The 25,610-nt window shown below is 43.7% G+C and carries 19 protein-coding genes and 7 tRNA genes; 5 read left to right on the top strand and 21 right to left on the bottom strand.

Going from position 1 to position 25,610, the window contains the following annotated elements; all coding sequences use genetic code 11:
• Positions 1 to 42: 42 nt before the first annotated feature.
• The 8 genes from NEJAP_RS13510 to NEJAP_RS13545 all read right to left on the bottom strand — a co-directional run bounded on the left by NEJAP_RS13510 (position 43) and on the right by NEJAP_RS13545 (position 6,136).
• A tRNA-Glu gene (locus tag NEJAP_RS13510) sits at positions 43 to 118 on the bottom strand.
• Positions 119 to 166: 48 nt separating this feature from the next.
• Positions 167 to 242 (bottom strand) — tRNA-Gly (locus tag NEJAP_RS13515).
• Between the two features lie 33 nt (positions 243 to 275).
• Positions 276 to 351, bottom strand: a tRNA-Glu gene (locus NEJAP_RS13520).
• A gap of 75 nt (positions 352 to 426) precedes the next feature.
• Positions 427 to 5,505 carry a DUF6701 domain-containing protein gene (locus NEJAP_RS13525; protein WP_201347738.1) on the bottom strand — a complete coding sequence of 1,693 codons (5,079 nt, stop codon included), beginning with the start codon at positions 5,503 to 5,505 and terminating at the stop codon, positions 427 to 429.
• A 215-nt stretch (positions 5,506 to 5,720) separates the two neighbouring features.
• Positions 5,721 to 5,796, bottom strand: a tRNA-Gly gene (locus NEJAP_RS13530).
• Between the two features lie 25 nt (positions 5,797 to 5,821).
• A tRNA-Glu gene (locus NEJAP_RS13535) sits at positions 5,822 to 5,897 on the bottom strand.
• 52 nt (positions 5,898 to 5,949) lie between these two features.
• Positions 5,950 to 6,025: transfer RNA gene (locus NEJAP_RS13540), tRNA-Gly, on the bottom strand.
• 35 nt (positions 6,026 to 6,060) lie between these two features.
• A tRNA-Glu gene (locus NEJAP_RS13545) sits at positions 6,061 to 6,136 on the bottom strand.
• A gap of 131 nt (positions 6,137 to 6,267) precedes the next feature.
• On the opposite strand from NEJAP_RS13545, the gene NEJAP_RS13550 reads away from it, so the two are divergent.
• A complete protein-coding gene (locus NEJAP_RS13550) occupies positions 6,268 to 6,987 on the top strand; it encodes a hypothetical protein (RefSeq protein ID WP_201347739.1) in 720 nt (239 codons plus the stop codon).
• Between the two features lie 61 nt (positions 6,988 to 7,048).
• Positions 7,049 to 7,702: a glutathione S-transferase family protein gene (locus NEJAP_RS13555; RefSeq protein WP_201347740.1), complete on the top strand. Its 654-nt coding sequence runs from the start codon at positions 7,049 to 7,051 to the stop codon at positions 7,700 to 7,702.
• Between the two features lie 123 nt (positions 7,703 to 7,825).
• Here the strand turns inward: NEJAP_RS13555 and NEJAP_RS13560 are convergent, their stop codons facing one another.
• The 13 genes from NEJAP_RS13560 to NEJAP_RS13620 form a co-directional block, all read right to left on the bottom strand.
• Positions 7,826 to 8,098 (bottom strand): hypothetical protein, encoded by a 273-nt coding sequence (locus tag NEJAP_RS13560; RefSeq protein WP_028471378.1) that lies wholly within the window; start codon positions 8,096 to 8,098, stop codon positions 7,826 to 7,828.
• A gap of 98 nt (positions 8,099 to 8,196) precedes the next feature.
• Positions 8,197 to 9,303: a YeeE/YedE family protein gene (locus NEJAP_RS13565; protein ID WP_201347741.1), complete on the bottom strand. Its 1,107-nt coding sequence runs from the start codon at positions 9,301 to 9,303 to the stop codon at positions 8,197 to 8,199.
• A 178-nt stretch (positions 9,304 to 9,481) separates the two neighbouring features.
• Positions 9,482 to 11,203 carry a sensor histidine kinase gene (locus tag NEJAP_RS13570; protein WP_201347742.1) on the bottom strand — a complete coding sequence of 574 codons (1,722 nt, stop codon included), beginning with the start codon at positions 11,201 to 11,203 and terminating at the stop codon, positions 9,482 to 9,484.
• Positions 11,200 to 12,285: a substrate-binding domain-containing protein gene (locus NEJAP_RS13575; RefSeq protein ID WP_201347743.1), complete on the bottom strand. Its 1,086-nt coding sequence runs from the start codon at positions 12,283 to 12,285 to the stop codon at positions 11,200 to 11,202. The genes NEJAP_RS13570 and NEJAP_RS13575 overlap by 4 nt, the downstream gene beginning before the upstream one ends.
• A 77-nt stretch (positions 12,286 to 12,362) precedes the next feature.
• Positions 12,363 to 12,989 (bottom strand): TIGR04282 family arsenosugar biosynthesis glycosyltransferase, encoded by a 627-nt coding sequence (locus NEJAP_RS13580; RefSeq protein WP_201347744.1) that lies wholly within the window; start codon positions 12,987 to 12,989, stop codon positions 12,363 to 12,365.
• A 142-nt stretch (positions 12,990 to 13,131) separates the two neighbouring features.
• A complete protein-coding gene (locus tag NEJAP_RS13585) occupies positions 13,132 to 13,692 on the bottom strand; it encodes a TIGR04283 family arsenosugar biosynthesis glycosyltransferase (protein WP_329610907.1) in 561 nt (186 codons plus the stop codon).
• A 2-nt stretch (positions 13,693 to 13,694) separates the two neighbouring features.
• Positions 13,695 to 14,504 carry a sterol desaturase family protein gene (locus NEJAP_RS13590; protein WP_201347745.1) on the bottom strand — a complete coding sequence of 270 codons (810 nt, stop codon included), beginning with the start codon at positions 14,502 to 14,504 and terminating at the stop codon, positions 13,695 to 13,697.
• Positions 14,505 to 14,506: 2 nt separating this feature from the next.
• Complete coding sequence (locus tag NEJAP_RS13595) at positions 14,507 to 16,651, bottom strand: FAD-dependent oxidoreductase (RefSeq protein WP_201347746.1); 2,145 nt, start codon at positions 16,649 to 16,651, stop codon at positions 14,507 to 14,509.
• Between the two features lie 102 nt (positions 16,652 to 16,753).
• Complete coding sequence (gene arsS, locus NEJAP_RS13600) at positions 16,754 to 17,713, bottom strand: arsenosugar biosynthesis radical SAM (seleno)protein ArsS (RefSeq protein WP_201347747.1); 960 nt, start codon at positions 17,711 to 17,713, stop codon at positions 16,754 to 16,756.
• Positions 17,714 to 17,853: 140 nt separating this feature from the next.
• Positions 17,854 to 19,080, bottom strand: a complete 1,227-nt coding sequence (arsJ, locus tag NEJAP_RS13605; protein ID WP_201347748.1) for an organoarsenical effux MFS transporter ArsJ — start codon at positions 19,078 to 19,080, stop codon at positions 17,854 to 17,856.
• A gap of 7 nt (positions 19,081 to 19,087) precedes the next feature.
• Positions 19,088 to 20,098: an ArsJ-associated glyceraldehyde-3-phosphate dehydrogenase gene (locus NEJAP_RS13610; protein WP_201347749.1), complete on the bottom strand. Its 1,011-nt coding sequence runs from the start codon at positions 20,096 to 20,098 to the stop codon at positions 19,088 to 19,090.
• 39 nt (positions 20,099 to 20,137) lie between these two features.
• Entirely contained in the window at positions 20,138 to 20,377 is a 240-nt protein-coding gene (locus NEJAP_RS13615; RefSeq protein WP_201347750.1) for a thioredoxin family protein, read from the bottom strand.
• A gap of 50 nt (positions 20,378 to 20,427) precedes the next feature.
• The gene (locus NEJAP_RS13620) at positions 20,428 to 21,420 is read right to left on the bottom strand and encodes a permease (RefSeq protein ID WP_201347751.1); all 993 of its coding nucleotides are present in this window, start codon (positions 21,418 to 21,420) and stop codon (positions 20,428 to 20,430) included.
• Positions 21,421 to 21,800: 380 nt separating this feature from the next.
• Between NEJAP_RS13620 and speD the strand changes: the two genes are divergently transcribed.
• From speD to NEJAP_RS13635, 3 genes are all read left to right on the top strand, one after another.
• Positions 21,801 to 22,616 (top strand): adenosylmethionine decarboxylase, encoded by an 816-nt coding sequence (speD, locus tag NEJAP_RS13625; RefSeq protein ID WP_201347752.1) that lies wholly within the window; start codon positions 21,801 to 21,803, stop codon positions 22,614 to 22,616.
• Positions 22,617 to 22,865: 249 nt separating this feature from the next.
• Entirely contained in the window at positions 22,866 to 23,732 is an 867-nt protein-coding gene (locus NEJAP_RS13630) for an MBL fold metallo-hydrolase (RefSeq protein ID WP_201350639.1), read from the top strand.
• Between the two features lie 43 nt (positions 23,733 to 23,775).
• Positions 23,776 to 25,497 (top strand): SulP family inorganic anion transporter, encoded by a 1,722-nt coding sequence (locus tag NEJAP_RS13635; RefSeq protein ID WP_201347753.1) that lies wholly within the window; start codon positions 23,776 to 23,778, stop codon positions 25,495 to 25,497.
• The last annotated feature ends 113 nt before the right edge of the window (positions 25,498 to 25,610 follow it).

Here is a 25,610-nt window from a genome sequence, read left to right on the forward strand (position 1 = left end):
CGAAAAATATAAAAACTGTGAGCGTTTCAAGAAGAAAAAAGATGGCGTCCCATAGGGGGTTCGAACCCCTGTTACCGCCGTGAAAGGGCGGTGTCCTAGACCACTAGACGAATGGGACATATCATAAGTACTTTTAGAAAAATACTTTTAAAACATACTGTAAATATGGAGCGGGAAACGAGATTCGAACTCGCGACCCCGACCTTGGCAAGGTCGTGCTCTACCAACTGAGCTATTCCCGCAACATTATTTTAGCCAATAGTACGGCCAAAATATGGCGTCCCATAGGGGGTTCGAACCCCTGTTACCGCCGTGAAAGGGCGGTGTCCTAGACCACTAGACGAATGGGACATTCTTCTTAAAGGCAGTACCCTTTAAAGAGGCGCAAATCTTAGTGATTCCAAGGATCGATGTCAAGGGTTAATATCACCATTGACGCTGAAATATTACTTTATCATTACTTCGGAATTGCCCGAAGACAATATGAGCAGAAGGCTCCTCTTCAAAACGCCCATCACCATCCCAATCAAATTTAAAGTAAGGAGCCTCAGTCAAGTTAACAGACACATTCACACTCCCTGTATTAGATGCCCCCGGAGCACTCATCACTACTCCAGCATCGCCCTTATCCACTCTAAAATCAGTTGCTAAAAACGCATAACTAGGCACTGTCAATCCTGATGATATTAACGAGCCGTCAGCATCAGTATAAGTTACGCTAGACGTTAACCAAGCACTGCAACTATCATCCGAATTGGTTATAAAATTAGCGCCATCATAATACTCAGCAAGCCAGGGCAAAGGCAAAGCTTCAGTTTCAGGCCCATACGCATTCACTACATTAAGGCGGCCAAAGCGAAGCTCCTTAGCAGAAATATTTTCTATACTAAAACCACTACAGACCTCCTCTAACAAGTCACCATCACTATCAGAATCAATGCGGTAACACACGTCATCAGCGTCAGTAAAATCAGCCGCAGTAAAAGACAGATCAACAAGCCCCTCAAAGGGCGCCTCTAACGCAACACGATCAAACAAAATCGAATCACCACTTAGAGTATTAGTTGCCTCTCCATCGTAATTCTTTTCAGAATCCCCCCACGTTCCTGCAGACAGATCAATATCTTCCACTAATGTTGTTGATACAGCCATACTCACATCTGCATATGAGCGTCCTGATTGCCTCTCAGATAACTTCCAAAGATCTTTACCATAGTTTTTAACAGCCTGGCCTGCCACATTGAAAGCACTCACAGTAACCTCTGGCGCTTCTTTATACCTAATCTCCTCACCCATATAAGAGAAAATATCTGAAGAGCAATGCGTATCCCATTCCGGCGTATTAGCTACCACCTTAAAGTAACCTGGAATAAAACGCCCTACTGGCGTCGTGGCTAGCCCTAAATCATGCCCATAATAATTAGTATCTCGCGCATACAAATCTATAATACCCACTTCCGAGTAACGCGCCGCAACATCTTCAAAAACACCCGTACTAAAACCCGACGATATGCCAATCCAGCTTTGCACTTGACCTGCTGCATCAAGATCACTGGCAACCAAGTTAGCTATAGAACCACCTAGAGAAACCGATAAAGCACCACCAGCACCACCTTCCACAGCGGTTGGCGTATTCAAGCTAATACCAAGTTCTGCATTGGATGGCTGATAATTAGGCGTCACATCACCATTTGCACACTGCCCAGACACGCGTAAAGTAAAGGGCCTTGCTGCAGCCCAGACAGCACCTCCAGAAACATTACCATTATTGAGCAGAGTGGCAGCTCTAGGTGGCCCAACGTCAACAAACTCTGCCATAGGAAGCAAGCGTGAGGGGTAAGCAATAAAGGAATCCGATCCATTTAAGGCTTTAGCCCCAATGGTAAGCTCAGCATTTAACTCCACCTCGCCCGCATCAGAATACTGGACAGTCATCTCTGCCTCTCCCTGAGCATTAAAATTCATCGAGACTGGCGTCCCGGAAGCGCTAGTCGCCAACGAATAAGCGCTACCGGCCGTACTCAACAGCACAGTTTTAGTGCCTGCTGTAGGGGCCATATAGCGACTATAAAAATTAACGCTTTGATTACCCGCAACGGCACTTTCACAACTAGCAGAACTATCGGACTTTTTCACCGCACGTACGACAACAGTTGTTGAAGCGTTACACGATTGCGTATCAGGGATAGAAAATACCAACCCTGCATCCGACACTGACAAGTTTTTATCTTCTGGATGGGATGCATCGCCCTTATCAGAAGAAGCACCATCCGTTACATTAAAATTCAGCACATCAGGATCTGAAACCAAATCCGGATAAGAAAAACGCAGAGTCACACTCGTTTCACCATTATCCGGAAACTGATAAGTCGCCTGCCCACCGCCTGAATTGCTTAGTACTCCGGACCCAACAGCTACAGACAGCCAATCACCTTTTCCTGTTGAAGTCGATATTTGCAATAACGCATCCTTAGCATCAACGGCTACATCTGCATTATCATGAGCGGTAAAGGTAATCTCTTCTGCCAAACAGCTAACCATCGACTCATCATGCGAGATCTCATAATGGTTTACCGTTACCGGCTCAATACAATTACAAGAGCGCAATGCCCCATCATAATTTCTCTCAGCTATTTCATTACTAACAATGCTTTCAATTTCAAAAGTCGTTAGATCAACATCAAAAATCTTCACCTCATCAATATCACCATCAAAAAATCTGGCAGTAACATTTTGATCCTGGCCAATCTGCAAGGCATTACTATTTGTTATCAACTGCCCTGTGTGAGTTTGACGAGCCGCTTCCTGCCCATCTATATAAATAACTTGGAGACCATCTTTGTAGGTAACAGCAACATGATGCCACTGACCTAAGTTAACAGTACTCCCAGATGTAAAGCTGCGCGTCACATTATTTGAATCCTGCCACCACCAATACACTTGACGGTTACTATCAATATGCACTTCATAATTACTATCTTTTGATATAAAGGTCTTTAATTCAGTAGGCGTATTATCCAGACGAATCCAAGCCATCACTGTCATTGCTGTCGGCAAGTCCACAAAATTTGAATCCGGCAGGTTGACGTAATCATCCTCACTATCAAACTGAGCCAAACCACATATTTGCCCATCAACAGTAGAGAGCACACCATTAACCGCATAAGCATCTAAGCCATTAGGGCCGCTATCAACAACATCTTGCCCATCAGACCAATTACAACTATCAAATCGATAATTAACTACAGGGGAAGGCAGCTCACAACGCCGCTCCGTACCGTCATAGTTTTTACCGGCTAGTTGGTTATCATATAAAGTGGAGACTTGTGCATAGTTTAGCTGCGAGGAAAAAATCATAGGCTCGTCTACCAAGCCCTCCCAGTCCTGAGAAGGCTCAAAACCACTCCCCACAGCATCTTGCTCCTGACCGATTATCAACCCACGAGTATCAACATCAATCACACCAGTATAAGTGCTGTTTTGACAACCTTGTGCCACACCATCACGATACAGGCAATGCTGCCCTGCACTGCGTGCCCACACATAATGATGCCATTGATCATCGTTAATAGCTGGCAGGGAATATGACGCTACTATTGAATTCCTAAAATACAATTGCAAACTACTTGTACTAGAGAAAAACATCAGCACACCATTTGTATGCGTACTAGATGCTGCAGAAAAAATAGCTTGAGCTCCACTTCGCGTAGAGTCCAGCTTCCCCCAAACAGAGATAGAAAAGTCATTTGAATTATCAAGAGCCGCATTATCCAACGATATATAATCGCTTATACCATCACGGCTAAGATCTGCTGCACGACACACAACACCATCACTACTCGTTGCCATAGCCTGGCTAGCCACCCCATGAAACGCGTTAGTGCTATAGTCTTTTATTTCGCCAGCCACTCCCTCCCAAACAGCCTCATCAAGATGCCAATCAGCATTAGGCAACGGGAGAGTGCCATCCGGCGGGAGTGGTGGATCTGGACAGACTCTTGAAGAACCATCCCAATTGCTTCCCGCCAATTGGTTGGTATAAATTGAATGCACACTCGACGCAGAAAGCTCACCGCTAAAAATCATGGGCTCATCGACCAAACCCTCCCAATCTTGATTAGCAGCAAATCCACCACCCACAGAGTCTTGCTCTTGACCAATAACCAAACCATTAGGAGATACTGATATAGCCCCGGTATAGGTGTCGATCTGACACCCCTTGCTCACACCATCCACAAACAGACAGTGCTGCCCTTCATTACGCGTCCATACATAGTGATGCCAACGGTCATCACTAATGGCTGGCAATGAGTATGTTGCGACTATCTCATCTCGAAAGAAAAAATTTAAAGAGCTAGTGTTAGCAAAAAACATCAACACACCATTGGTATGTGAACTAGAGGCTGCAGAAAAAAGGGTTTGGGCTTCACTACGGGTAGAATCCAACTTCCCCCAAACAGAAATAGAAAAATCATCAAGACCATCAAGAGCAGAGCTACCCAAAGATACATAATCATTATCACCACTTTCGCGAAGATCCGCAGCATTACAGACAACACCATCCGTAGAATTTGCAATATGCTTATTTGCAACGCCGTGATAACCATTTCCACCCGAATCTAACACTTCACCAGCAAGAGCCGCCCATTCATATTCATCAAAATACCATGCGGCATGCACTTCAGGCTCACAAACTGGCTGGTAACGAATACTGATGTCATCAATATACATACCAATCACAGCCCGATTACCTGATGCCAAAAAGCGAATTTGTGTATTGCTGCTAGCGTAAGCAGAAATATCAAAAGAAGCAGAGACCGCGGAAGTATTACTCCTATCGATATAGTAGCTTTGCAAATTGGTCCAACTGCTGCCGCCGTTATTAGATACCGAGAGCACTACGGTCTGATTACCTTGATTTACCCCTCTGCGATAGACAAATGATAGCGTTGCACTCGTCGCTCCACTTAAATCAGCCTCTCGATAAACACCCCGATCACTATAGGTTTGCGCGCTACTTCCTGACGGAACACCTAAACGCAGGCAGTTCCCGCTACTACATAAATCACTACGCACTCTGGCAATGCCCGCGCTAATACCATCAGATTCACCTATTTCAACCCAGCTCCCGGCCCAATTGGCACTACCACTACTTTGGCTGTAAGAAACGCGAGGGAAACTATCACCTACGCTTTGCGCTGCACAACTACTGGTCTCTGCCGCCCAGGTTGCCGAAAATCCACGATCAGTAACAGAACTATCACTTATAAAGCGAACTAACATAGCTCCAGAGCTGGCAGTATAGGTTCCTGCGGTTGAACCACTTAAGCTCGCTATCTGAGATGAAGACGTACTGGTACCGTCATATAAATAGATATAGTCGTAACTGTTCTCAAGAGCAAAATCAGAAAACGTAAGCGTTACACTAGAAGCCCCTGAAGGCTGAATCAAAAAAAGTGCAATCTTCTCTGTTTGAGTACTGACCACCGCCACCTCCCGAGTCAAACAAACTGCCTGACGCCGCTGACGAAGAAACGGAAGAACACATACTTTCAGCATTTGCGTTTAATGATAAAAAAACAAAAAACTAAGGAGGCCCCAAATGAGACTTTTCATGAACTGCACACTTACTCCATTTTTGATACCCAAAAAGGTAAAATATCGACTTCAATGGCCGAATATCAAAGATGTGAACAAGTATAGATGAAGGATATGATTTTTGGAGCGGGAAACGAGATTCGAACTCGCGACCCCGACCTTGGCAAGGTCGTGCTCTACCAACTGAGCTATTCCCGCTGATTCTTTCTGTTAAGAAAGTTGGTGGCGTCCCATAGGGGGTTCGAACCCCTGTTACCGCCGTGAAAGGGCGGTGTCCTAGACCACTAGACGAATGGGACATATCATAAGCACTTTTAGAAAAAGCACTGTTGAAACTTTTACCTACAAACTTGGAGCGGGAAACGAGATTCGAACTCGCGACCCCGACCTTGGCAAGGTCGTGCTCTACCAACTGAGCTATTCCCGCAACATTATTTCAGCTAAATTAACGGCTAAAATAATTGGCGTCCCATAGGGGGTTCGAACCCCTGTTACCGCCGTGAAAGGGCGGTGTCCTAGACCACTAGACGAATGGGACGCTAAAACACTCAAAGCTTTCCCTCAAATGCGGGGCGTATATTATGCTTGAGATAAGATTACGTCAAGCATTATTTTTAAATGATTTTCCTATAAAATCAATTACTTCATTATTTGAGAAATAACGTACTTATGTCTTCTACTGGAACCGCTATTATCATCGTCATCGTGATTGGTGTTTTGATAGGCGTCACTATTATTATTCAAAGCATTGAAAATCAACGTCAACAAAAACGCACACGCATGCAAGCCATTCGTAACAACATTCGCAACGTTGAACAACTCTACGACACGCTTCCTAGCGGCTTGGTATCAGAGCAACTAAATCACCTTGTCAGCCAACATATTAACTTTCAATGGAAAAATTTATTGCTGCTGGATAACACTTCAGCCTCACAAAAAGCGGCCCAAGAAAGCCTTCAAAGGTTATCAGGCTTTTCACCCGATAATACTTATCCAGCAGGCTCATTAACGTTATTGAATGATAAAAACGAGGCACAAAAAGCAACACTTGCAGCACGAGAATTATCTCAATGGTTACAAACTCTGAAAAAAAACAGCACTGCAGCACACACTATTAACGACCTTCTGACCCACCTTCAGTACTGCCATGCTCAAGCCAACATAGATTGTATGATATTTGATGCCATAGAGTGCGAGCAGATGAAAGGGAGAAAAGTATCTATTCATCAGTATAAAAACTGTCTGAACTCATTAAATAATATGCACCACTTCCAGAAACATGACAGACAAGTATTCGAGTTGAGCAGTCATATTGAAGCACTATCGAATCAAGCAGATGAAGCTGACCAAGAAGCAGCCAGCAAAGACGCTAAGGAAACAAGTCACTAGCACAAACCAAGGGACTTCCCTTATGATAATCTATCATTTTTCTTAATTAAGGAAAGCGTTTATGAAGCCAGTACTCTATGGAGCCCCATTATCACCTTTCGTGCGCAAAGTTAGGTTATTACTTGATTTTAAAGAAGTTGATTACGATTCAAAGATGATCGTGCCTTACGCCACACCTAAAGGATACGAAGCTCTAAATCCTTTAAAAAAAGTCCCAGCACTTGTTTTGGGAGATAATGTGCTAGCTGACTCTGCCGTTATTGCTCATTTTCTGGACGCCTACTATCCAGAAAAGAAACTAGTTCCCGATGACCTATTACTGAAAGCTCGCTGCGAGTGGCTTGAAAAGTACGCAGATTATGAACTCTCGCCGCATACAACCTTTACCGTATTTAGCCAAAGGATTTTAAACTGTATCGCAGGCAAACAGCCTAACGAAGAACTTGTTCAAAAAGCCATCCACGAAAAGCTCCCTCCCCTCTTTGATTATTTAGAGTCACAACTTAACGGCCTATACTTCATTGCTGATGAGTTAACGCTTGCCGATATTAGCGTAGCCAGCCAGCTAATCTCTTATGAACATGCCAACGAAACAGTACCTGAAGACAGGTGGCCAAAACTTACGCAGTTCTACCAACACTTCAAACAACAAACAATTGTTGAGCAGGTTATATCATCTGAAAAAGCCACGCTGACGAAAATACTAGATGTTTAGTAGAAGAATTCAAAAAGATGAGTCATCCACTATTGCCTGGCTGACTCACTGATATCTCACCTGCCTATTAAATACAGCACCTACCAAAACTGACAAACCGAGCATAACTTAACGACACGCTTACTAGCGATAGGTCCACTCAATATTGACTACCTGACCACTTTTCATATCAATAAACCATTTACGGCCATCAAAGCGATAAACCATACGGGTTACTGAGCAGGTACGACCAGACCCACATCGAGTTTTAGCTTTGTATTTTGCAATAGGCTTGCCGAGATTTTCATAGACTTTGGACAACTCATCTCCAGAGGATAGTAGCTGCCCATTAGATAACCGCAAAGCAGATGCCTGACTACTAACAAGCAACGCGAGCAAAACAAGTAATTTACGCATAAACACTCCATCTTCCTTGATGTAAGGCGTTTGATATAGTCAGGCCACTTGACCCTAACTGTTTTTTCTTCACTCCATAACAAGAGGAGACGACTATTTTAAGATAGCGCAGCCTGCTCTTTAACGCCAACAAGCGACACGTCCTCTTTTCTCGATGTCCATTCACGATCAACCGCCGCATCGGTCAATGCAGCACCGGCCCACATAGACGCTAAAGCTACCCACGCGGTGATTGAAAAAGCAGATCCTCCAGTCAACCCAGCACCTACAGCACAACCACCCGCTAACATCCCTCCCATTCCCATAAAAGAAGCCCCTACAATATAACGAATCATACTGCGGCCTTCTTGGAACCCCTGTAGTTTTAGCTCACGAGATAAAAAAGCGGCTAGAAAGGACCCTAAAAACACGCCGGGGACTAGACCCACATCAAAATCCAATGCCACATTATCAGGTGTTAATAAATACATAAGCGTATCGGCAGACGGGCCAGTAAAAGTCATGCTTTCAACTTGGGTGGGGTCAAACGTTTGATAAGATAAATGATAAGTAAACCACCAGCCTCCAACCACCATTGCCCCTACGCCTACCGAGCCAATCCATGCCCAAGGAGTTAGTTTATTTTTTATACCGTAAAAAATAGCGATGATCATACAAACTACACCTAAATAGATACCGGTGTATGACCCCCACCCTAAAAAAGAAATCAGCTCCAAACCACCATCATTATGCAGCAACCACGCTCCGGCAATACTATCCCGAACCGGTGCCAAGACCCCTTTTAACGAAGCTTGTGCAACTGCTGCAAACAATAAACCTGAAAATAGCGCCCTTAAGTTTCCTGTAGCTGCCAATACTAAAAGCCGAGACCCACACCCTCGAGCTAGAATCATACCCGCACCAAATAACAAACCACCGACAATAGCACCAGACAGACTGCCATAGCTGGCTAGCATTCTGGAATCAGTGATATCCAGCTCACCCAGCGTAATAAGAACCTGAGTCCCTCCTACAGCAGCAGAGAATGTCAGCAACCAGATAGCCACTTTTTTGCCAATAGTGCCTCGAGCAAACTCGACCACCGCTGCACGTAAACAAAACTGGCTTCTTTGCGCAAACACACCAAACATACAACCCAATAACAAGCCGCCAATAGCATTGGTACCTGACTCGCCAAACAAAGAAATAAGAAATTCAAAATCCATCATCACACCCAATAAAACTAAGCATTAGGAATTTATATATAACAATAACTTATATAAAATTTCGCTTATAAAAAAGACCTCTCATAACCCGAGAAGCCTTATATTAGGCAATTATCATAGAGCTTTATCTGTTCTTTAGCGTTGCCACAGATCAAAAAACAACCAATACAGGCAATATTCAAAACGAATCATCAAACCTCTCTAAGGGCACAACAACCCGCAAACTGACGCCATCATCGGATAAAATTGATAATTTAGCCCCGATATATTCACACCGCTCTTTTATTCCTAGTAAGCCAAACCCCGCATGCTCTTTCTTATAATGTTGGGATTCATCCAACCCCTGCCCATTATCGATGATACTCAGCAGTATTTGGTTGTCATCGCTATATAAAGAAATAGAGACTTCCGTTGCTAATGCGTGCTTCATGATATTGGTCAAGGCTTCCTGAATAATTCGATATAAATGAATATCAGTACCAGATGGCATTTTTATCTCATCAATATCAAGCGCTACTTTAACGCCAGTCTGCCTTAAGCTATTCAACGTAGGGATCTGCTGTATAGATTGGCTCAAACCTAATGTATCTAACTCTACCGGCCTAAGTGACATAATCCGATCATAAACCGTAGAGTACATATCTGAGACTAGCTGCTTAATTTTGGAACTATGATCTAACGATGGACTGTTAAGCGGAATCTGATGCTCAAGCAACACAGTCTCAACTCTAACCGCCGTCAGTAATTGTCCTAGCTCATCATGTAGTTCCTGTGCGAGATGACTTCTTTCTTGTTCTTGGCTCTGAATTAACTGATATAAAATAGTGCGTTTTTCCTGCAACGTTGTCTCAAGCTTTGCATTGGTATCCTTGAGCTCGAAACGCCGTTCAAATAACTCTTTCACAATGAGATCGATCTCTTCTCCAATCCGATTGAACTCATGAATACCGCCAGCATCCCAGCCTACATCTTTACCCTTACTAGCCAAATCACGAATATACAGAATTAACTTTTGAAGCTGCTTATCAAGTGCCAATGATAGTAGAAAGGCCACAGCAGCACTCACTAACAAGCCAATGAGTGCCCCGCTACCCAACAGCTTAACAAACTGGACAGCAAGAGAGCGTGTATCTTGTTGTGAAGCGGTTAACTCTAATTCTAAACCTGCACCAAACTGCCCAAAATCTTCGGTATACTTCTCTAGTGTATTATCTTCTAACCATTTCTTTTCATTAACCGTCAAACCCTTCCCTAAAGGTCTATATGAGTTAATAGCTTTACCAGCAAGCTTTAACTGAGCGCCATCAAGGTCAACCACCGACCGGTTAACCAATTGGCTTAATAACAAGGTGTTACTCGATAATTTAATACCACCAATCATCCGACCAATAACTTTTTGCTCGCTATTAGTCACTAAATAATCTTTAGCAAGCAATATCTGTGGCCCGTTACGATAAATATTCCACTCCTGAGTCATTACCCGTGTATAGCTTTGATAAAGGTCACGACAAATTTCGGTTCCGATATTAATTAAGCGACTTTTAATCAAATAACACTGTTTACTGTCTAATGAACTCAATATGATGAACTGATAACGCTGCATGGAAGAAGGGCGCTCTCCTTCCATTATGAGCTGGCGTAACTCAATTTCGCCCCCTTCCTCCATCGCCATCTGTAGCTCAGGCATTGACTTTAAATTATGTAGTTCTTGATCAATCAACCGCAAATAAGTATTAAGCTCGTGACGAATGGCGCCCGCACTTTGCGATAAAGATGCCAGCGTCTCTTCTTTTAGGACTTTCTCAGTTGCATGATAAGCATTGAAAGCAAAGACAGATAAAAAGCCTGATAGGGTAATTAAGAAAAGTAAAAAAGTGAGGGTGCGAAACCGTAAAATCATTTACGCACATCTCCAGAATAAACAAAAGCTTCCTTGATATATCGATCAACCAATCTTAAATCCATCCCTTGAGTAAGTACTCTAAAATCACCGGCATAAACACTAGGTACTGGCTGATTCAACATATCTAACCTTATCGCTTCAGCCATGGCTATACCATTTTGATCGTTCACACGCATGAGCACTACATCCAACAAACCTTCTTGAAAAGCATCTAACTCTGCTTGCCCTCCCCCCCAGCCATTAATTGCCACATCGGATCGCTGTAAGTCTTTAAGCGCATCCACTGCACCCAACGCAGCATCTGTTGAGCAAACATAAATATATTTTAGCTCAGGGTTGTTCTTAAGCATAAGGAGTGTTGAGCGCTTCGCTTCTGCTCTACTTTGCGTGTAGTAACTCGCTTTTAACTTATGATAGCTGCCTACTTTGTGCTCAAACGTTAACCCGCGCTGATCACTGAGGACACCTTTCCCCCAAAAAATAATACCGTACTCACTACCTTTCGAAAAACGCTTTGTAAAATATTGCGCTAATTTATTCGCACCTTCAACATGATCAAACCCGATATATATTAACGGCTGAATGTCATACCAATCAGCGATCGGGCGAGTCAGATTTTGTATGATCAGCTTAGGCTCTTCTCTTTGCAGTAAGGCTTCGACCATCCGTTGTTGACGGAGTGAGTTAATGGTATAAACCAAGTAATCCGGTTCATGATCTAACATTTCAAGAATATGCGCTTCTTGAAGGCCTTGCTGAGTATGGGGTTGAGAAAAGCGAATATCGAGCTTGTATAGAATGCCTAAATCGTCAAGCCTACCTCTGAGTGCAGACAAGCTACGCTGCCAATAATCAGATGCCTGCAGTCCAGGATAAACAACCGCAATTTTGATCTCTTCTTTTTGCCTTACAAGGGGAAGTAAATACACCTGGTCGATGAGGTATTTAAATTCATTACGCCCCCCTTCCTTTACATCTGCCTCAACATTCCCAAAGAACCCCAAAGAGCATATAAAAAAGAGGTATGCTAACCCTTTTTTATAATCAACACCCTTACTTACATCTGGCCTTAAATCCATATTAAGCCCTACCCATCATTATTTATATAATGAAGAATAGAGCAGATATAAAGAATTTTCAGTACCCATTATGAAATTTAATATAACGAAGGAAACTGCTGTTTAAGCCTATCCAGATCTTCGGGGCGATCAACATCCCATAAGCAAGCAGGCTCACACCATTTTGCATCGAGCCGACTTAGCTTATCTCGGGTTTGCTGCATGACTTTTTCAGAGCCCCACTCAACATTTGAAAAGACATGACTCAGTGCCTCGTGCTTTTCTTGAAAACCCACTAGCGTATAGCCACCATCTTCAGCGGGTAAAAACACGGCATCATTACTCTCCAGTGCGCGACTACATTCTTCTAACAAGACTACGTCTATAGAGGGGCAATCGCTACCAATCAGCAATGCACCTCCATAATTTATGGTCAACACGCTAGAAAGCGCATTTCTCATACGCTCACCAAGATCTACGCCGTCCTGAAGCTTATGTACCAAAGGGTAAGTAGCCAATAAGTAATCAATAAAAGGGTGGTCACTATCTACAGGGGTGAAGAGATAAATAGGAAAACATGCAGAAGCGGCTGCACGCTTTACTGTGTGCTCCAATAAGCGCGAGTGCAGTTGTGCGGCGCCCTCTGCACCTAATGCAGGTATTAAACGTGTTTTAGCAACGCCCGCTACTGGAGCCTTAGCAAAAATAATTAATGCGATACTCATTTACTTTGATTCTCTACGTAATAGCCATAGCGCTGGGCTAGCTTTACAGGTGTTTCTCCGCGCCAATATGCCCACCTTAACGACCACATTAACCAAATTGTCTTAAAAGCACCCTTCTCATCCCAACGCCGGCCAGAAGTGCTTACTCTGTATTTAATACAATACGGTTTTTTTCTTGAAGAAGCCTTCGGGAAATCTCGATATCTTCCATCAATGGCTGATCAGGAAAGCCTCCCACTTTATCGAACAGGGAGCGGCTAATAAACATCCCCTGATCACCGGTCGCTATGCCGGTTACTCTGGAGCGAGCATTCATAAAAAAAGCCACAATAGGCAGCACCCAATGCGTACCGACAATGTTCACATCAAAGCGCCCCCAATAGTCATAACCATTACAGTTAGCAGGTAGAAGCTCCAAAAATTTGAACGGCACGTCAGTATCTAGATGCAGAAAAAACAACAACTCAGCGGATGCGGACTTAGCTCCCACATTCATCTGTTTAGCGCGGCCAGCCGGTGACTCCACCAGTTTATCGACCCATTCTCGCGCCAAACCTACACTGCCATCTTGACTCCCCCCATCCACAAGAATAAGTTCACACTGCGGCCTTAAATATTGCAACGATTGCAGCTTAGCAACAATAATTGCAGACTCATTCAAAATAGGAATGATGATTGAAACAACCGGGCTATTCAAAGGCACTATTAAGGCACCTGACGAGAAGAGAGCAACTTTTGCCCAGGCAACTTAAGTAGTGCAAAGAAACCTAACGCCGGTTGCTGCCGGTGCTCAGACAAGCCCAGCTTCATCTGCTGGTGATTATCCTTAGGTTCAACTGTATAGGTTGAAAAAAGGCGATCCCAAATAGACAGAAAAAAACCATAGTTGCTGTCTGTTTCTTCTTGGTAGACAGAATGATGGATACGGTGCATATCAGGAGTACAGACGACCCAACGAAGAGCGCTATCTAGCCTCGAAGGTAAGCGGATATTGGCATGCGTAAAAATGGCTGAAGCATTGAGTACAATTTCAAAAGTGATAACAACCAAGGGATCGATTCCCAATACTACGATTATCATCGCTTTATAGATCAGAGATAATACGATCTCTACCGGATGAAACCGCAAAGCAGACGTCACATCTAGATCGAGATCCGTATGGTGCACTTGATGTAGGCGCCACAGCACAGACCACTTATGTGTAATCCAGTGCTGGCACCAAATTGCCATATCTAATAGCAAAAAACCGACTGCCGACGAGATAACCCCCGATAGCTGCAACCAATAAAACAGGCCGATTTGTTCTTGCTGAGCCCACACGGCGGCGGTTACCGCAATAGCCCCAACAGTCAATCGCACAATAAGGGTGTTCATCAAAATAATCGCTAAATTGATGCGCCAACGAGTCAGCCTAGACTCTCGCCAAGCGCGCTTTGGGCGCAACCATTCAATACCGGCACACACCACAAAAGCGCCCAGAAAAAAAACCAGCCTAAATGTTGCTTCATCTTGCACGTTTAGCTCCTACGCCATGTATGAAAGCGCGCCAGCCATACCATGATTTTTGGTGATACATGCGCGCGCTTCCATTCACCAGCAGCGTATTTATTGGCCTCTGAAAAAGTGGGATAAGTATGGATGGTCCCTAGTAGTTTATTCATGCCTAAACCGTACTTCATCGCCAAGACAAACTCAGCGAGTAACTCAGCACTGTGCTTACCCACAATGGTTACACCTAATATTTTATCTTTGCCGGCAACGGTTATTACTTTAACAAAGCCGTGATCATCTCCATCAGCAATTGCACGGTCAAGATCATCAATGCCATATCGTGTCACTTCATAAGCCACACCTTGCGCCTTCGCTTCGCTTTCACTCAAGCCAACACGTGCCACTTCAGGATCAGTAAATGTCACCCACGGGATAACACGATAATCCACTTTAAAGCGTTTAAAACCACTAAACAGCGCATTAACTGCTGCAAACCATGCTTGATGTGCTGCAACGTGAGTAAACTGGAAAGGCCCGGTAACATCGCCACACACATATACATTTGGAAAACGCGTTTGCATAAAACCATTACAGTCCAATGTTCCGTTCCCACGTGTTTCTATGCCTAGATTTTCAAGACCAAACCCACCGGTGTTGGCTTCGCGCCCTAGTGCTAACAACAACTTATCAAAGGCTAGTTCGACAGTTTTTCCTGCCTGTTCAACAAGTAGATAAGCCTGCCCTTCTCGTACAACCACTTCTTTAGCCGTACTCGACAAATGCAGAGCAATACCTTCATCTGCAAACTGCTGTTCGACTAACACTTGCGCATCTTCGTCTTCTCTTGGCATCAAGTGAGGTGCGCGTTGCACAATACTCACGTCACTGCCTAACCGGGAAAATGCTTGGGATAATTCACACCCTATTGGCCCGCCACCTAATACAATAAAACGCTTCGGTAATGCTTCAAGTCCCCACAAAGTATCAGACGTCAGATAATCAACCTGATCTAACCCTGGAATATTAGGCACGCGTGGACGAGCGCCCGTCGCAATGATGACTGATTTTGCTGATAAGGTTTGCTGCTCACCGTTCTCTTTCGTGACCGATACTTCCCAAGGAGAGATAATACTGGCAGTACCTTGGATAACATCCACACCTAGGTTGGTATAACGCTCAATGGAGTCATGCGGTTCTATCTGTTCGATAACATTTTTTACACGCCCCATAACGGCAGAGAAGTCTACTTGGGGTTCAACCGACTGAATGCCAAACTGATCGGCTTTTCGCATTTCATACGCTTGCCTAGCCGAGCGGATGATTGCTTTAGAAGGTACACAGCCCGTATTCAAGCAGTCCCCGCCCATCTGGTGTTTTTCAATTAGTGTTACTTTAGCCTTTACCGCCGCAGCGATATAAGCACTCACTAGTCCACCACTACCCGCGCCAATTACAATCAAATTAGTATCGAATTTCTTTGGCTTATTCCAGCCTTCATACACCTTACGGGCTTGGACAAGCTCGACAATTTTCCTAGCAATGAGAGGGAATATTCCCAGCAAAGCGAATGCACCAATAATCTCGATCGTCAAAATACCTGACAAAGAATCAATTTTGGCCAATTGAGTACCAGCATTAACGAACACCAAAGTACCCGCCAACATTCCTAACTGGCTCACCCACCAAAATGTTTTGGCAGGCATACGTGTAAGCCCCATCAACAAGTTGATCATAAAGAAAGGGAAAATAGGAATTAGGCGTAACGTAAACAGATAGAAAGGGCCGTCTTTTTCAACGCCCTCATCAATCGGAGCGATAGAAGAAGCAAACTTACCACGTACCCAATCACTAATCAGATACCGAGAAGCTAGCATTGACAAGGTAGCTCCTAGCGTTGAAGCGAAAGAGATTAAAATACCTCCCCATAACAACCCAAAAAGTGCACCACCCGCTAGCGTCATAATAACGGCACCGGGGATCGACAGAGCCGTTACCAAAACGTAAATAAGGAAAAAGGTAACACTAGCAACAACAGGGTTAAGATCCCGCCACGATGCCAACTCTGCCTGTTGAAATTTGAGGTTTTCCAACGTCAACAATGAAAAACCACCGGACTGCCAAGTAATCAGCAACATAATAATAATGGCTAATACGACTAACAAACGCTTCATCGGTTACTCCCGATAATAATGATTTAGGCTAGAGCCTGACCTAACTACACTGTTTTAGTAGGCTCAACGCTATTCACTAAATACTTAAGAAAATATGCAGGCTTAACTCAGTGCACCACCACAGCTTGACCCCTGGCCTGCTGTGCAACCGTAACAGTGGTCGCCAATCCGAATTACGCTTTCTTGCAGCCCTTCTTCGAGCAAAGCCTCTAAATGAACAGGTTCACGGCTACTACCTAAAGGCATTTTTAGCTGTTGATTAAAATCACAATCATGCACAAAGCCTTGCCAATCAACCGAAACTAACGAACGGCACATAAGACTATCCAACGTTGCCTTATTAAAAGAAGCACGCAACAGATCCATATAAGGAAGAAAAGTCTTTTTAGAAATAAGCATGCTGCCAAAACGTTGAATAGGCATATTTGCTAACGTAAATAAATTAGAAAACTGCACACCGTAGCGGGCATCTAACTCAGATTTGTAAGAAGTTTCTAAAGCTACCTGCTCCGGTGGCAAAACAGGACCTTGCGGGTTATAAACAAGGTTGAGCACCTTGCTTGAGCCTTTTTGTCCATACCCAAGTGCGTTGAGCTGTTTTAACCCTGCAATACTCGCCAAGAAAACACCATCACCGCGTTGAGCGTCAACATTATCTTCTAGATAACAAGGCAGTGATGCCACGACTTCAACATCATGCTCAGCTAAAAACTCCGCGAAGTCTTCGTAGCCAGGCTCACAAAGAATGGTCAGGTTACAACGATCTATGACTTTTACACCTAACTTACGCGCCTCAATAACTAAACGCTTAAAATGCTGATTCATCTCCGGCGCACCACCCGTTAAATCGAGTGTAGTGATACCGTACTTTTCAATAAAGTCCAACATCAACTGCATCGTTTCCCAGTCCATCTCTTCGGTGCGCTTTGGGCTAGCCGCCACATGACAATGGAGACAAGTTTGATTGCAGCGATAGCCCAAATTTGCCTGTAACGTATCTAATTTAGTACGTGTAATAGAGGGGAAATCTGTCTGAATCAGGTGTGGCAGCATTTCATGCATATGAGGTTCTCTTTTATTTTTGATTTATTAAGGTTAGCCGAATGAAATACCTAAACCTTACATTTCTTTTAATTAATATTTTATCTATTAAAAAACAACGAAGACTATCCTGACATCACAAGCTGAAACGAAAATGAAATTTAAGTTGTTTGAGGCAATTTAAATGAGATAAGCCACGCTAAAAACAGGAATAGCGACGATATCCACAAACATGCCTCCAACCCGTAGAGTTGATACACTCCCCCTGAAAGTATAGTCCCCACTAACCGGCCCATTGCATTTGCCATGTAGTAAAAACCAACATCGAGCGACACACCATCTTCTTTGGCATAGCTCACGATAAGATAGCTATGTAATGATGAGTTCACGGCAAAAAAAGCCCCAAACATCATCAACCCGCCAATCAAACAGACTTCTAACCAATCACTGGAAAACGGCATATCCATACCCGCATTCAGAACAGCAGCCATCCCTGCGGGTATCATTAATAGCGGAAATAACCAGAAAACAGCCACCCGGCCATCCGGCAACACACCTGAACGCTTACCTGTTACATAAGGCGCCAATGACTGAATAACACCATAACCAATAACCCAGCAGGCCATAAAACCACCAACAGTCCAATGATCCCAACCCAGCGTATCTGCAAAAAACACAGGAATAGCCACCACAAACCACACATCCCTTGCCGCAAAAAGAAATAGTCGTGCAGCGGACAAAACGTTTACGGCTTGGCTTTTTGAGAATACGTCTTTAAATTTAGGCTTAGTTTTGGTTTTACCTAAGGATTCCTTTAGATTCAAAATCGACATTATCCAGACGATAAATAAACCCGCCGCCATCATTAAAACAGACGAAGTAAAACCGAACAGTGTCAGCAATACGCCGCCCAGAAAAAAACCAACGCCTTTCAGAGTGTTTTTAGATCCAGTTAATAGCGCTACCCACTGATACAATTTTCCCTGAGCATCTTCTGGAACGAGTAACTTAATAGCACTCTTAGCGCTCATTTTATTGAGGTCTTTCGCTATACCCGATAATGCCTGCGCAGCCATTACCCATGGAACCGTTAACCACGCAGCAGGGGCGGCTAACATAATAAGCGCCCCTACTTGTAATATTAGCCCAATGTTCATCGTCTTATTCAAGCCAAGACGAGCACCCAACCAGCCGCCAACTAAGTTGGTAACAACACCGAAGACTTCGTAAAAGAGGAACAAAAATGCGATATCTAACGGAGAATAACCCAAAGCATGAAAATGGAGCACTACCAGCATGCGTAGCGCCCCATCCGTCAATGTAAAGGCCCAGTAATTGGCGGTAATAAGCAAGTACTGACGAATACCAGAAGAGATTGATGCAAACATGGAGTAATTACTTCTGATCGATCAATCCAACCTTTTTGACCAGTTCAGCCGTTCGATTGGCATAACCCCACTCATTGTCATACCAGATGTACACTTTTACCTGTGTGCCATTCACTACCATAGTGGATAAGGCATCAATAATACCTGAGCGAGGATCTGTCTTGTAATCAATAGAAACCAGTGGCCGTTCTTCATAGCCAAGAATCCCTTGTAGCTCACCTTCTGCTGCGTCTTTAAATAGCTGGTTTACTTCTGCTTCTGTGGTTGTTTTTTCAACTTCAAACACACAGTCAGTCAATGAAGCATTGGCCAGTGGTACACGCACAGCATGCCCATTTAAGCGACCTTTTAGTTCAGGGAATATATGAGTAATAGCTGTTGCTGAACCCGTTGTTGTTGGGATCAAACTCATTCCACAGGCACGTGCCCTACGTAAATCTTTATGGGGCGCATCCAAAATAGTTTGTGTATTTGTCACATCATGAATAGTCGTCATCGAACCATGGCGAATTCTTAGATTCTCATGAATCACCTTAACGACAGGAGCCAAACAGTTGGTAGTACAAGAAGCCGCTGTCACAATACTATGAAGCTCAGGATCATAAAGATCGTCATTCACCCCTAGCACCACATTAAGCACACCCGCTTCTTTAACAGGAGCACTCACCACCACGCGCTTTATTCCTTGATCTAAATAGCCCTTCAACAAAGCTTTGGTCTTCATTTTCCCTGATGCTTCAATAACAATATCGCAGCCTGACCAATCAGTGTCTGAGATCGCTCGGTTATGGCTCACGGTGAAAGACTTGTCACCCACCAAGATACGATAACCTTCGGCCTGTGCATCATGCTGCCAGCGCCCATGTACAGAATCAAAATTCAATAAGTGGGCAAGTGTTGGCGCATCACCACCCGGGTCATTAATATGCACGAACTCAACTTCAGGCCAGTCCCATGCCACACGCATCGCCAGACGCCCGATACGCCCAAAACCATTAATACCCACTTTAATCGTCATTTTGTAATCCTTAGTACTTTTGTAAACACTGGTATAACATTATGCGCTTGCTAACCAGGCCTCAACATCTGCCCTGTGCGGAATAGACCCGGAATGTACCAGTTGTTCATCAATAACAACAGCCGGAGTACTCATTACGCCATACCCCATAATAGCAGCCGGATCTGTCTCTTTCATGACAGTCACTTCGACGCCCACTTCTGCTGCCAAACGTGTCATAATTTCTGCTGTTTTTTCGCACTTAGTGCAACCAGAGCCTAGTACTTTAATAATTTTCATATCGAGATCCTCTTCAATCATGATTTGTAGCCATGTTTAAAGGCATGACTTCAAGCAGCGAGTAAAAATAACCCTACTCCATTAAAAATCCAGCCTACCAATGTAAAAGCAAAGAGCAGTAAACAAAATAAAATAGCTAACAGCTTCCACTGCATTACCTGTTTTAGCAAAATAAACTCAGGAAAGCTTGCTGCAACAGTGCTCATACAAAACGCTAACGTAGTCCCAATCGGCAAGCCTTTAGTGATGAGGCTCTCCATCACAGGAATAACACCGGTTGCATTTGAATATAAAGGAATACCTAAGCCAACTGCCGCAGGAACAGACCACCACTGACCTTGCCCCAAGTTCTGAGCAAACCAACCTTCAGGCACAAACCCATGTAGTGCAGCCCCTAGCCCAACACCAACAATAACCCACTTCCAGACTCTGCTAAAAATATCGACCAGCTCATCTTTTGCAAACTGATGCCGTTGAGCCAGATTTAAGCGCCGGCGTTCTCCCTTAACGGCAGCCTGTTTTGCTTCAATATAAGCTTTTGCGGCAAAAGGTTGCAGCATTTTTTCTGCCTTAATCAGATCCAGAAAAATACCACCGATAACGCCAACAGATATGCCTACCGCTATATATATCAGTGTAAACTTCCAACCCAATAAGCTTCCCAACAATACGATGGCGACTTCATTAATCAACGGAGAAGTCAGTAAAAATGACATGGTGATCCCGACAGGGATACCTGCCGATGTAAAGCCCAGAAAAAGAGGGATACTAGAACAAGAGCAAAAGGGAGTGACCGCACCAAAAACTGACCCCATAAGATAACCAACAAATCGGCTTTTACCCACCAGCCATGCACGTACGGATTCAACATTCATAGAGGCTCGCAGTAAAGCGATCAGGTAAATCATCACCACCAATAGTGCAAATATCTTAGTGGTATCCTCAATAAAAAAATGTAGCGCATCGCCCCACTTAGTCGAAGCACTCAAGCCAAATAAGTCGTATACCAACCAATCTGCCAATAATCTGAAACTATCTAACATAATACACCTGCCTGTTTGCTTAGCACTGCTATTGCAATATTTAGCATGGCTATAACAGTACTAATAGAATAGCGTGATCTTTAGCATTACAGCATTGATTTAGGCGGGTATATTCTCCGATAACCAACCGACATTTACAGCTGATAACGCAGCACAAAAAACAGCCAATATATATCAACACTTAAAAAAAGAGCCTTATAAATAGAAAATAAATAGATGCACCCTCAATTTATTTCTTCAGAAATACCGACGAAGCACAAATTATTCTTTGTGTTTTGGCTAGCCTCGAATAAAATAAAGTTCGCCTTCAATCCATACTGGGTTGAACTATCATTCAGTGCGTTATTTACGCGGTCTGCAACGGTTGGAGACTTACGACGTTGTCATCGAACGGTAAAATTACATTACAAGGGTTTAACAACCTAACCAAGAGCTTAAGCTTCTGCATCTACGATGTTTGCTATGCACAAACGGCCGAACAAAAAGCCGAGTATATTGAATATATCGATGAGCAGTACAATGCTGACAGGCTTACAGAAATTTTAAGTGAAGTTTGCGATATCATTGGCGCGAACATCCTTAACGTAGCTCGTCAAGACTATGAGCCCCAAGGTGCCAGCGTTACTATATTGGTTGCCGAAGAGCCTTTAAAAGACTCTGATGATGTTGATAAGACGGAGCAACCCGGTCCACTACCTGACTCAGTCGTTGCTCACTTAGATAAGAGCCATATCTGTGTCCATACGTATCCAGAAAGCCACCCAGATGATGGTATTTGTACCTTTAGAGCAGATATCGAAGTGTCTACCTGTGGCATTATCTCTCCACTAAAAGCACTCAACTATCTGATACACAAATTAGAGTCAGATATCGTTACAATCGATTATCGAGTACGCGGCTTTACCCGCGACATAAAAGGTGTCAAACACTATATCGATCACGACATTAACTCTATTCAGAACTTTATTAGCCAAGATATTCACGACCAGTACCGTATGCTGGATGTTAACGTGTACCAGGAAAATATTTTCCATACCAAAATGATGCTAAATGATTACGATCTAGACCAATACCTCTTCGGAACTACGGTGAATGATCTGAAAGATAATGAAGCAGAAGAAGTATCAGAGCGTCTTTTCAAAGAGATGAACGAGATTTTCTACGGCCGCAATATGCCGGACATGAAAAACAACTAATACAGTTTAACGCGATGTAAGATCTACTAAATAAGGCCAGCTATCATAGACTGGCCTTTTTTTTAACAAGCGAGTGACATCCCTCTTCACAATACAAAAATTTATAGCTGTCTTACTTGAATATTGCGATATGGCATATGACCTTACTTCTAATAGACACATGATCCACAAGCCCTCATAAAAAAACTAAAACAAAGCATATTCCAAAAAAATATATTATTATAATCAAAATCACATTTTGGGGTTTTGATCATGTCTCCAGTGGTCACATCTTTCTTTGATGAAGATACATTCACCTTCAGCTATGTCGTTCATGCTACTGACTCTACGCACTGCGCAATTATCGACTCAGTTCTTAATTTTGATTATCCAAGTGGGCGCACATTTACTCGTTCAGCAGACGCCATGCTTAAATTCATAACAGAAAACGCACTAATAGTTGACTGGATACTAGAGACACATGTCCATGCAGACCATCTATCTGCCAGCGCTTATCTACAGAAAAAAACAGGGGGGCGTACCGGCATTGGAGCCCATACTCCACTGGTACAACGTACTTTTGGTGACATATTTAATGCTGGTAAAGCGTTCGCAAGAGACGCTAGTCAGTTTGACCAGATTTTTAATGACCAAGACACTATCACGATAGGCTCATTAGAAGGCAAAGCGATTCATACACCCGGCCACACACCGGCTTGCATCACCTATTTATTTGGCGATGCTGCTTTTGTCGGTGATACCTTATTTATGCCTGACTATGGTACAGCACGTTGTGACTTTCCAGGTGGGGATGCAACCCATTTATATCAATCAATTCAAAAAATATATGCTCTACCCGATACCACTCGCTTGTTCATGTGCCACGACTATAAAGCACCAGGGCGAAATAACTACGCTAATCAAAGCAGCGTAAGCGAAGAGCGCCTTAACAACATTCATATACATGTAGGCACCAGCGAAGCCGATTTTACGGCTATGCGTACCGAGCGAGATAAAAGCTTGGGGACACCTCAGTTAATGATACCGTCCGTTCAAGTCAACATGCGCGCAGGTAAGATGCCAGCAGAAGAAGATAATGGGCAAGCTTATCTGAAAGTGCCGATTAATCTTTTGTAATATTGATCAAAATCATTGACGTACTAGCATAAGGATAATCAGCATGTTCAAACGTTATTTGCCGATTTTAGAGTGGATGAAAATTTACGATCGACAAATGTTTAGCAGTGATGCCATTGCTGCTGTCATTGTAACGATTATGCTGATCCCACAATCCCTTGCTTACGCTTTACTGGCAGGACTGCCTGCTGAAGTAGGCTTGTATGCCAGTATTTTACCATTAATTGCCTATACCATTTTTGGCACCAGCCGCACCTTAGCTGTAGGACCGGTTGCTGTGGTTTCACTCATGACAGCGGCGGCTATTGGCAATATAGCTGTACAAGGAACAGAACAGTATTTAACCGCAGCAATAGCATTAGCCTTTATTTCAGGGGCCATGTTAATTTTAATGGGTATTTTTAAACTGGGCTTATTTGCCAACTTTCTTAGCCATCCAGTTATTTCTGGCTTTATTACCGCGTCAGGGCTAATCATTGCGGCCAGCCAGTTAAAACATATTCTCGGTATTGAGGCGAGCGGGCATAATTTACTCGATATACTATTAGCCCTCTGCAACCACATAACACAGACTAATCTAGCCACAGTAGTCATCGGTATAGGCGCCATAGCCTTCCTGTTCTGGGCAAGAAAGAACCTTAAGAACTTACTACTACGCGGCGGGTTAAACGCTCGACTTTCAGACCTTATCGCTAAAGCAGGCCCCGTTTTTGTTGTAATCATTACAACACTCATTACCTGGGGAGGAAACTTACAAAACCAAGGCGTTAAAGTCATTGGCGTTATCCCTCAAGGCTTACCCTCACTAGCACTTCCCCCATTTGATCCTGACCTGTGGCAACAGCTCTTTGTATCAGCCTTACTGATTAGCGTTGTTGGTTTTGTAGAATCTGTTTCGGTAGCACAGACACTCGCGGCAAAACGTCGTCAGCGGATATCTCCTGACCAAGAGCTTATAGGCCTAGGAACCTCTAACCTCGCCTCATCATTTTCTGGCGGTTTTCCTGTTACTGGAGGGTTTTCTCGCTCTGTCGTAAATTTTGATGCGGGCGCAGAAACACCCGCTGCCGGTGCATTTACCGCCATTGGCATTGCCATTGCAACACTGTTGCTCACACCTTTAATCTTTTTCTTACCTAAGGCTACACTCGCAGCCACCATTATCGTTGCCGTGTTGTCACTGGTCGATATTGCTGCACTAAAGCGTACGTGGACATACTCACGCAGTGACTTTTCAGCCATGTTGGTCACAATAATAGTCACACTAGTGCAAGGTGTTGAACTAGGCATTATTGCCGGAGTAGGACTCTCCATATTTTTACATCTGCACCGTACCAGTAAGCCCCACAGTGCTTTAGTCGGCCAAGTACCGGGAACGGAACATTTCAGAAATATCGATCGCCACGAAGTAAAAACCGACAAGCATATTCTTACACTGCGTATAGATGAGAGCCTGTATTTTGCTAATGCGCGCTACCTAGAAGACAGAGTCTATGAATTAGTGGCCCTCACCCCAACCGTAAAGCACCTGATACTGATGTGCCCCGCCGTAAACCTCATTGATGCGTCTGCTTTAGAAAGTTTAGAGGCCATTAATGCACGCCTTAAAGATAGCGGTGTTATTTTTCATCTTTCAGAAGTAAAAGGGCCAGTCATGGATAAACTTAAACGCAGCCACTTTTTAGATGATCTAACAGGGCAAGTATTTCTCAGCCAATATACGGCATGGGAAGCGTTACGCACGCCAGAAAAAGCACCACTTTAGACCTATAAAAACACATCTACAGAAGGATTGTTCACAAACAGACAAACCGTCAAATTAATCTGTATTATCCTGACTCATCGAGTGCACCGAATGAGGCTTATCAGTCCGATACA

Origin of the sequence: Neptunomonas japonica JAMM 1380, assembly GCF_016592555.1 — a bacterium.
Lineage (GTDB): Bacteria > Pseudomonadota > Gammaproteobacteria > Pseudomonadales > Balneatricaceae > Neptunomonas > Neptunomonas japonica_A.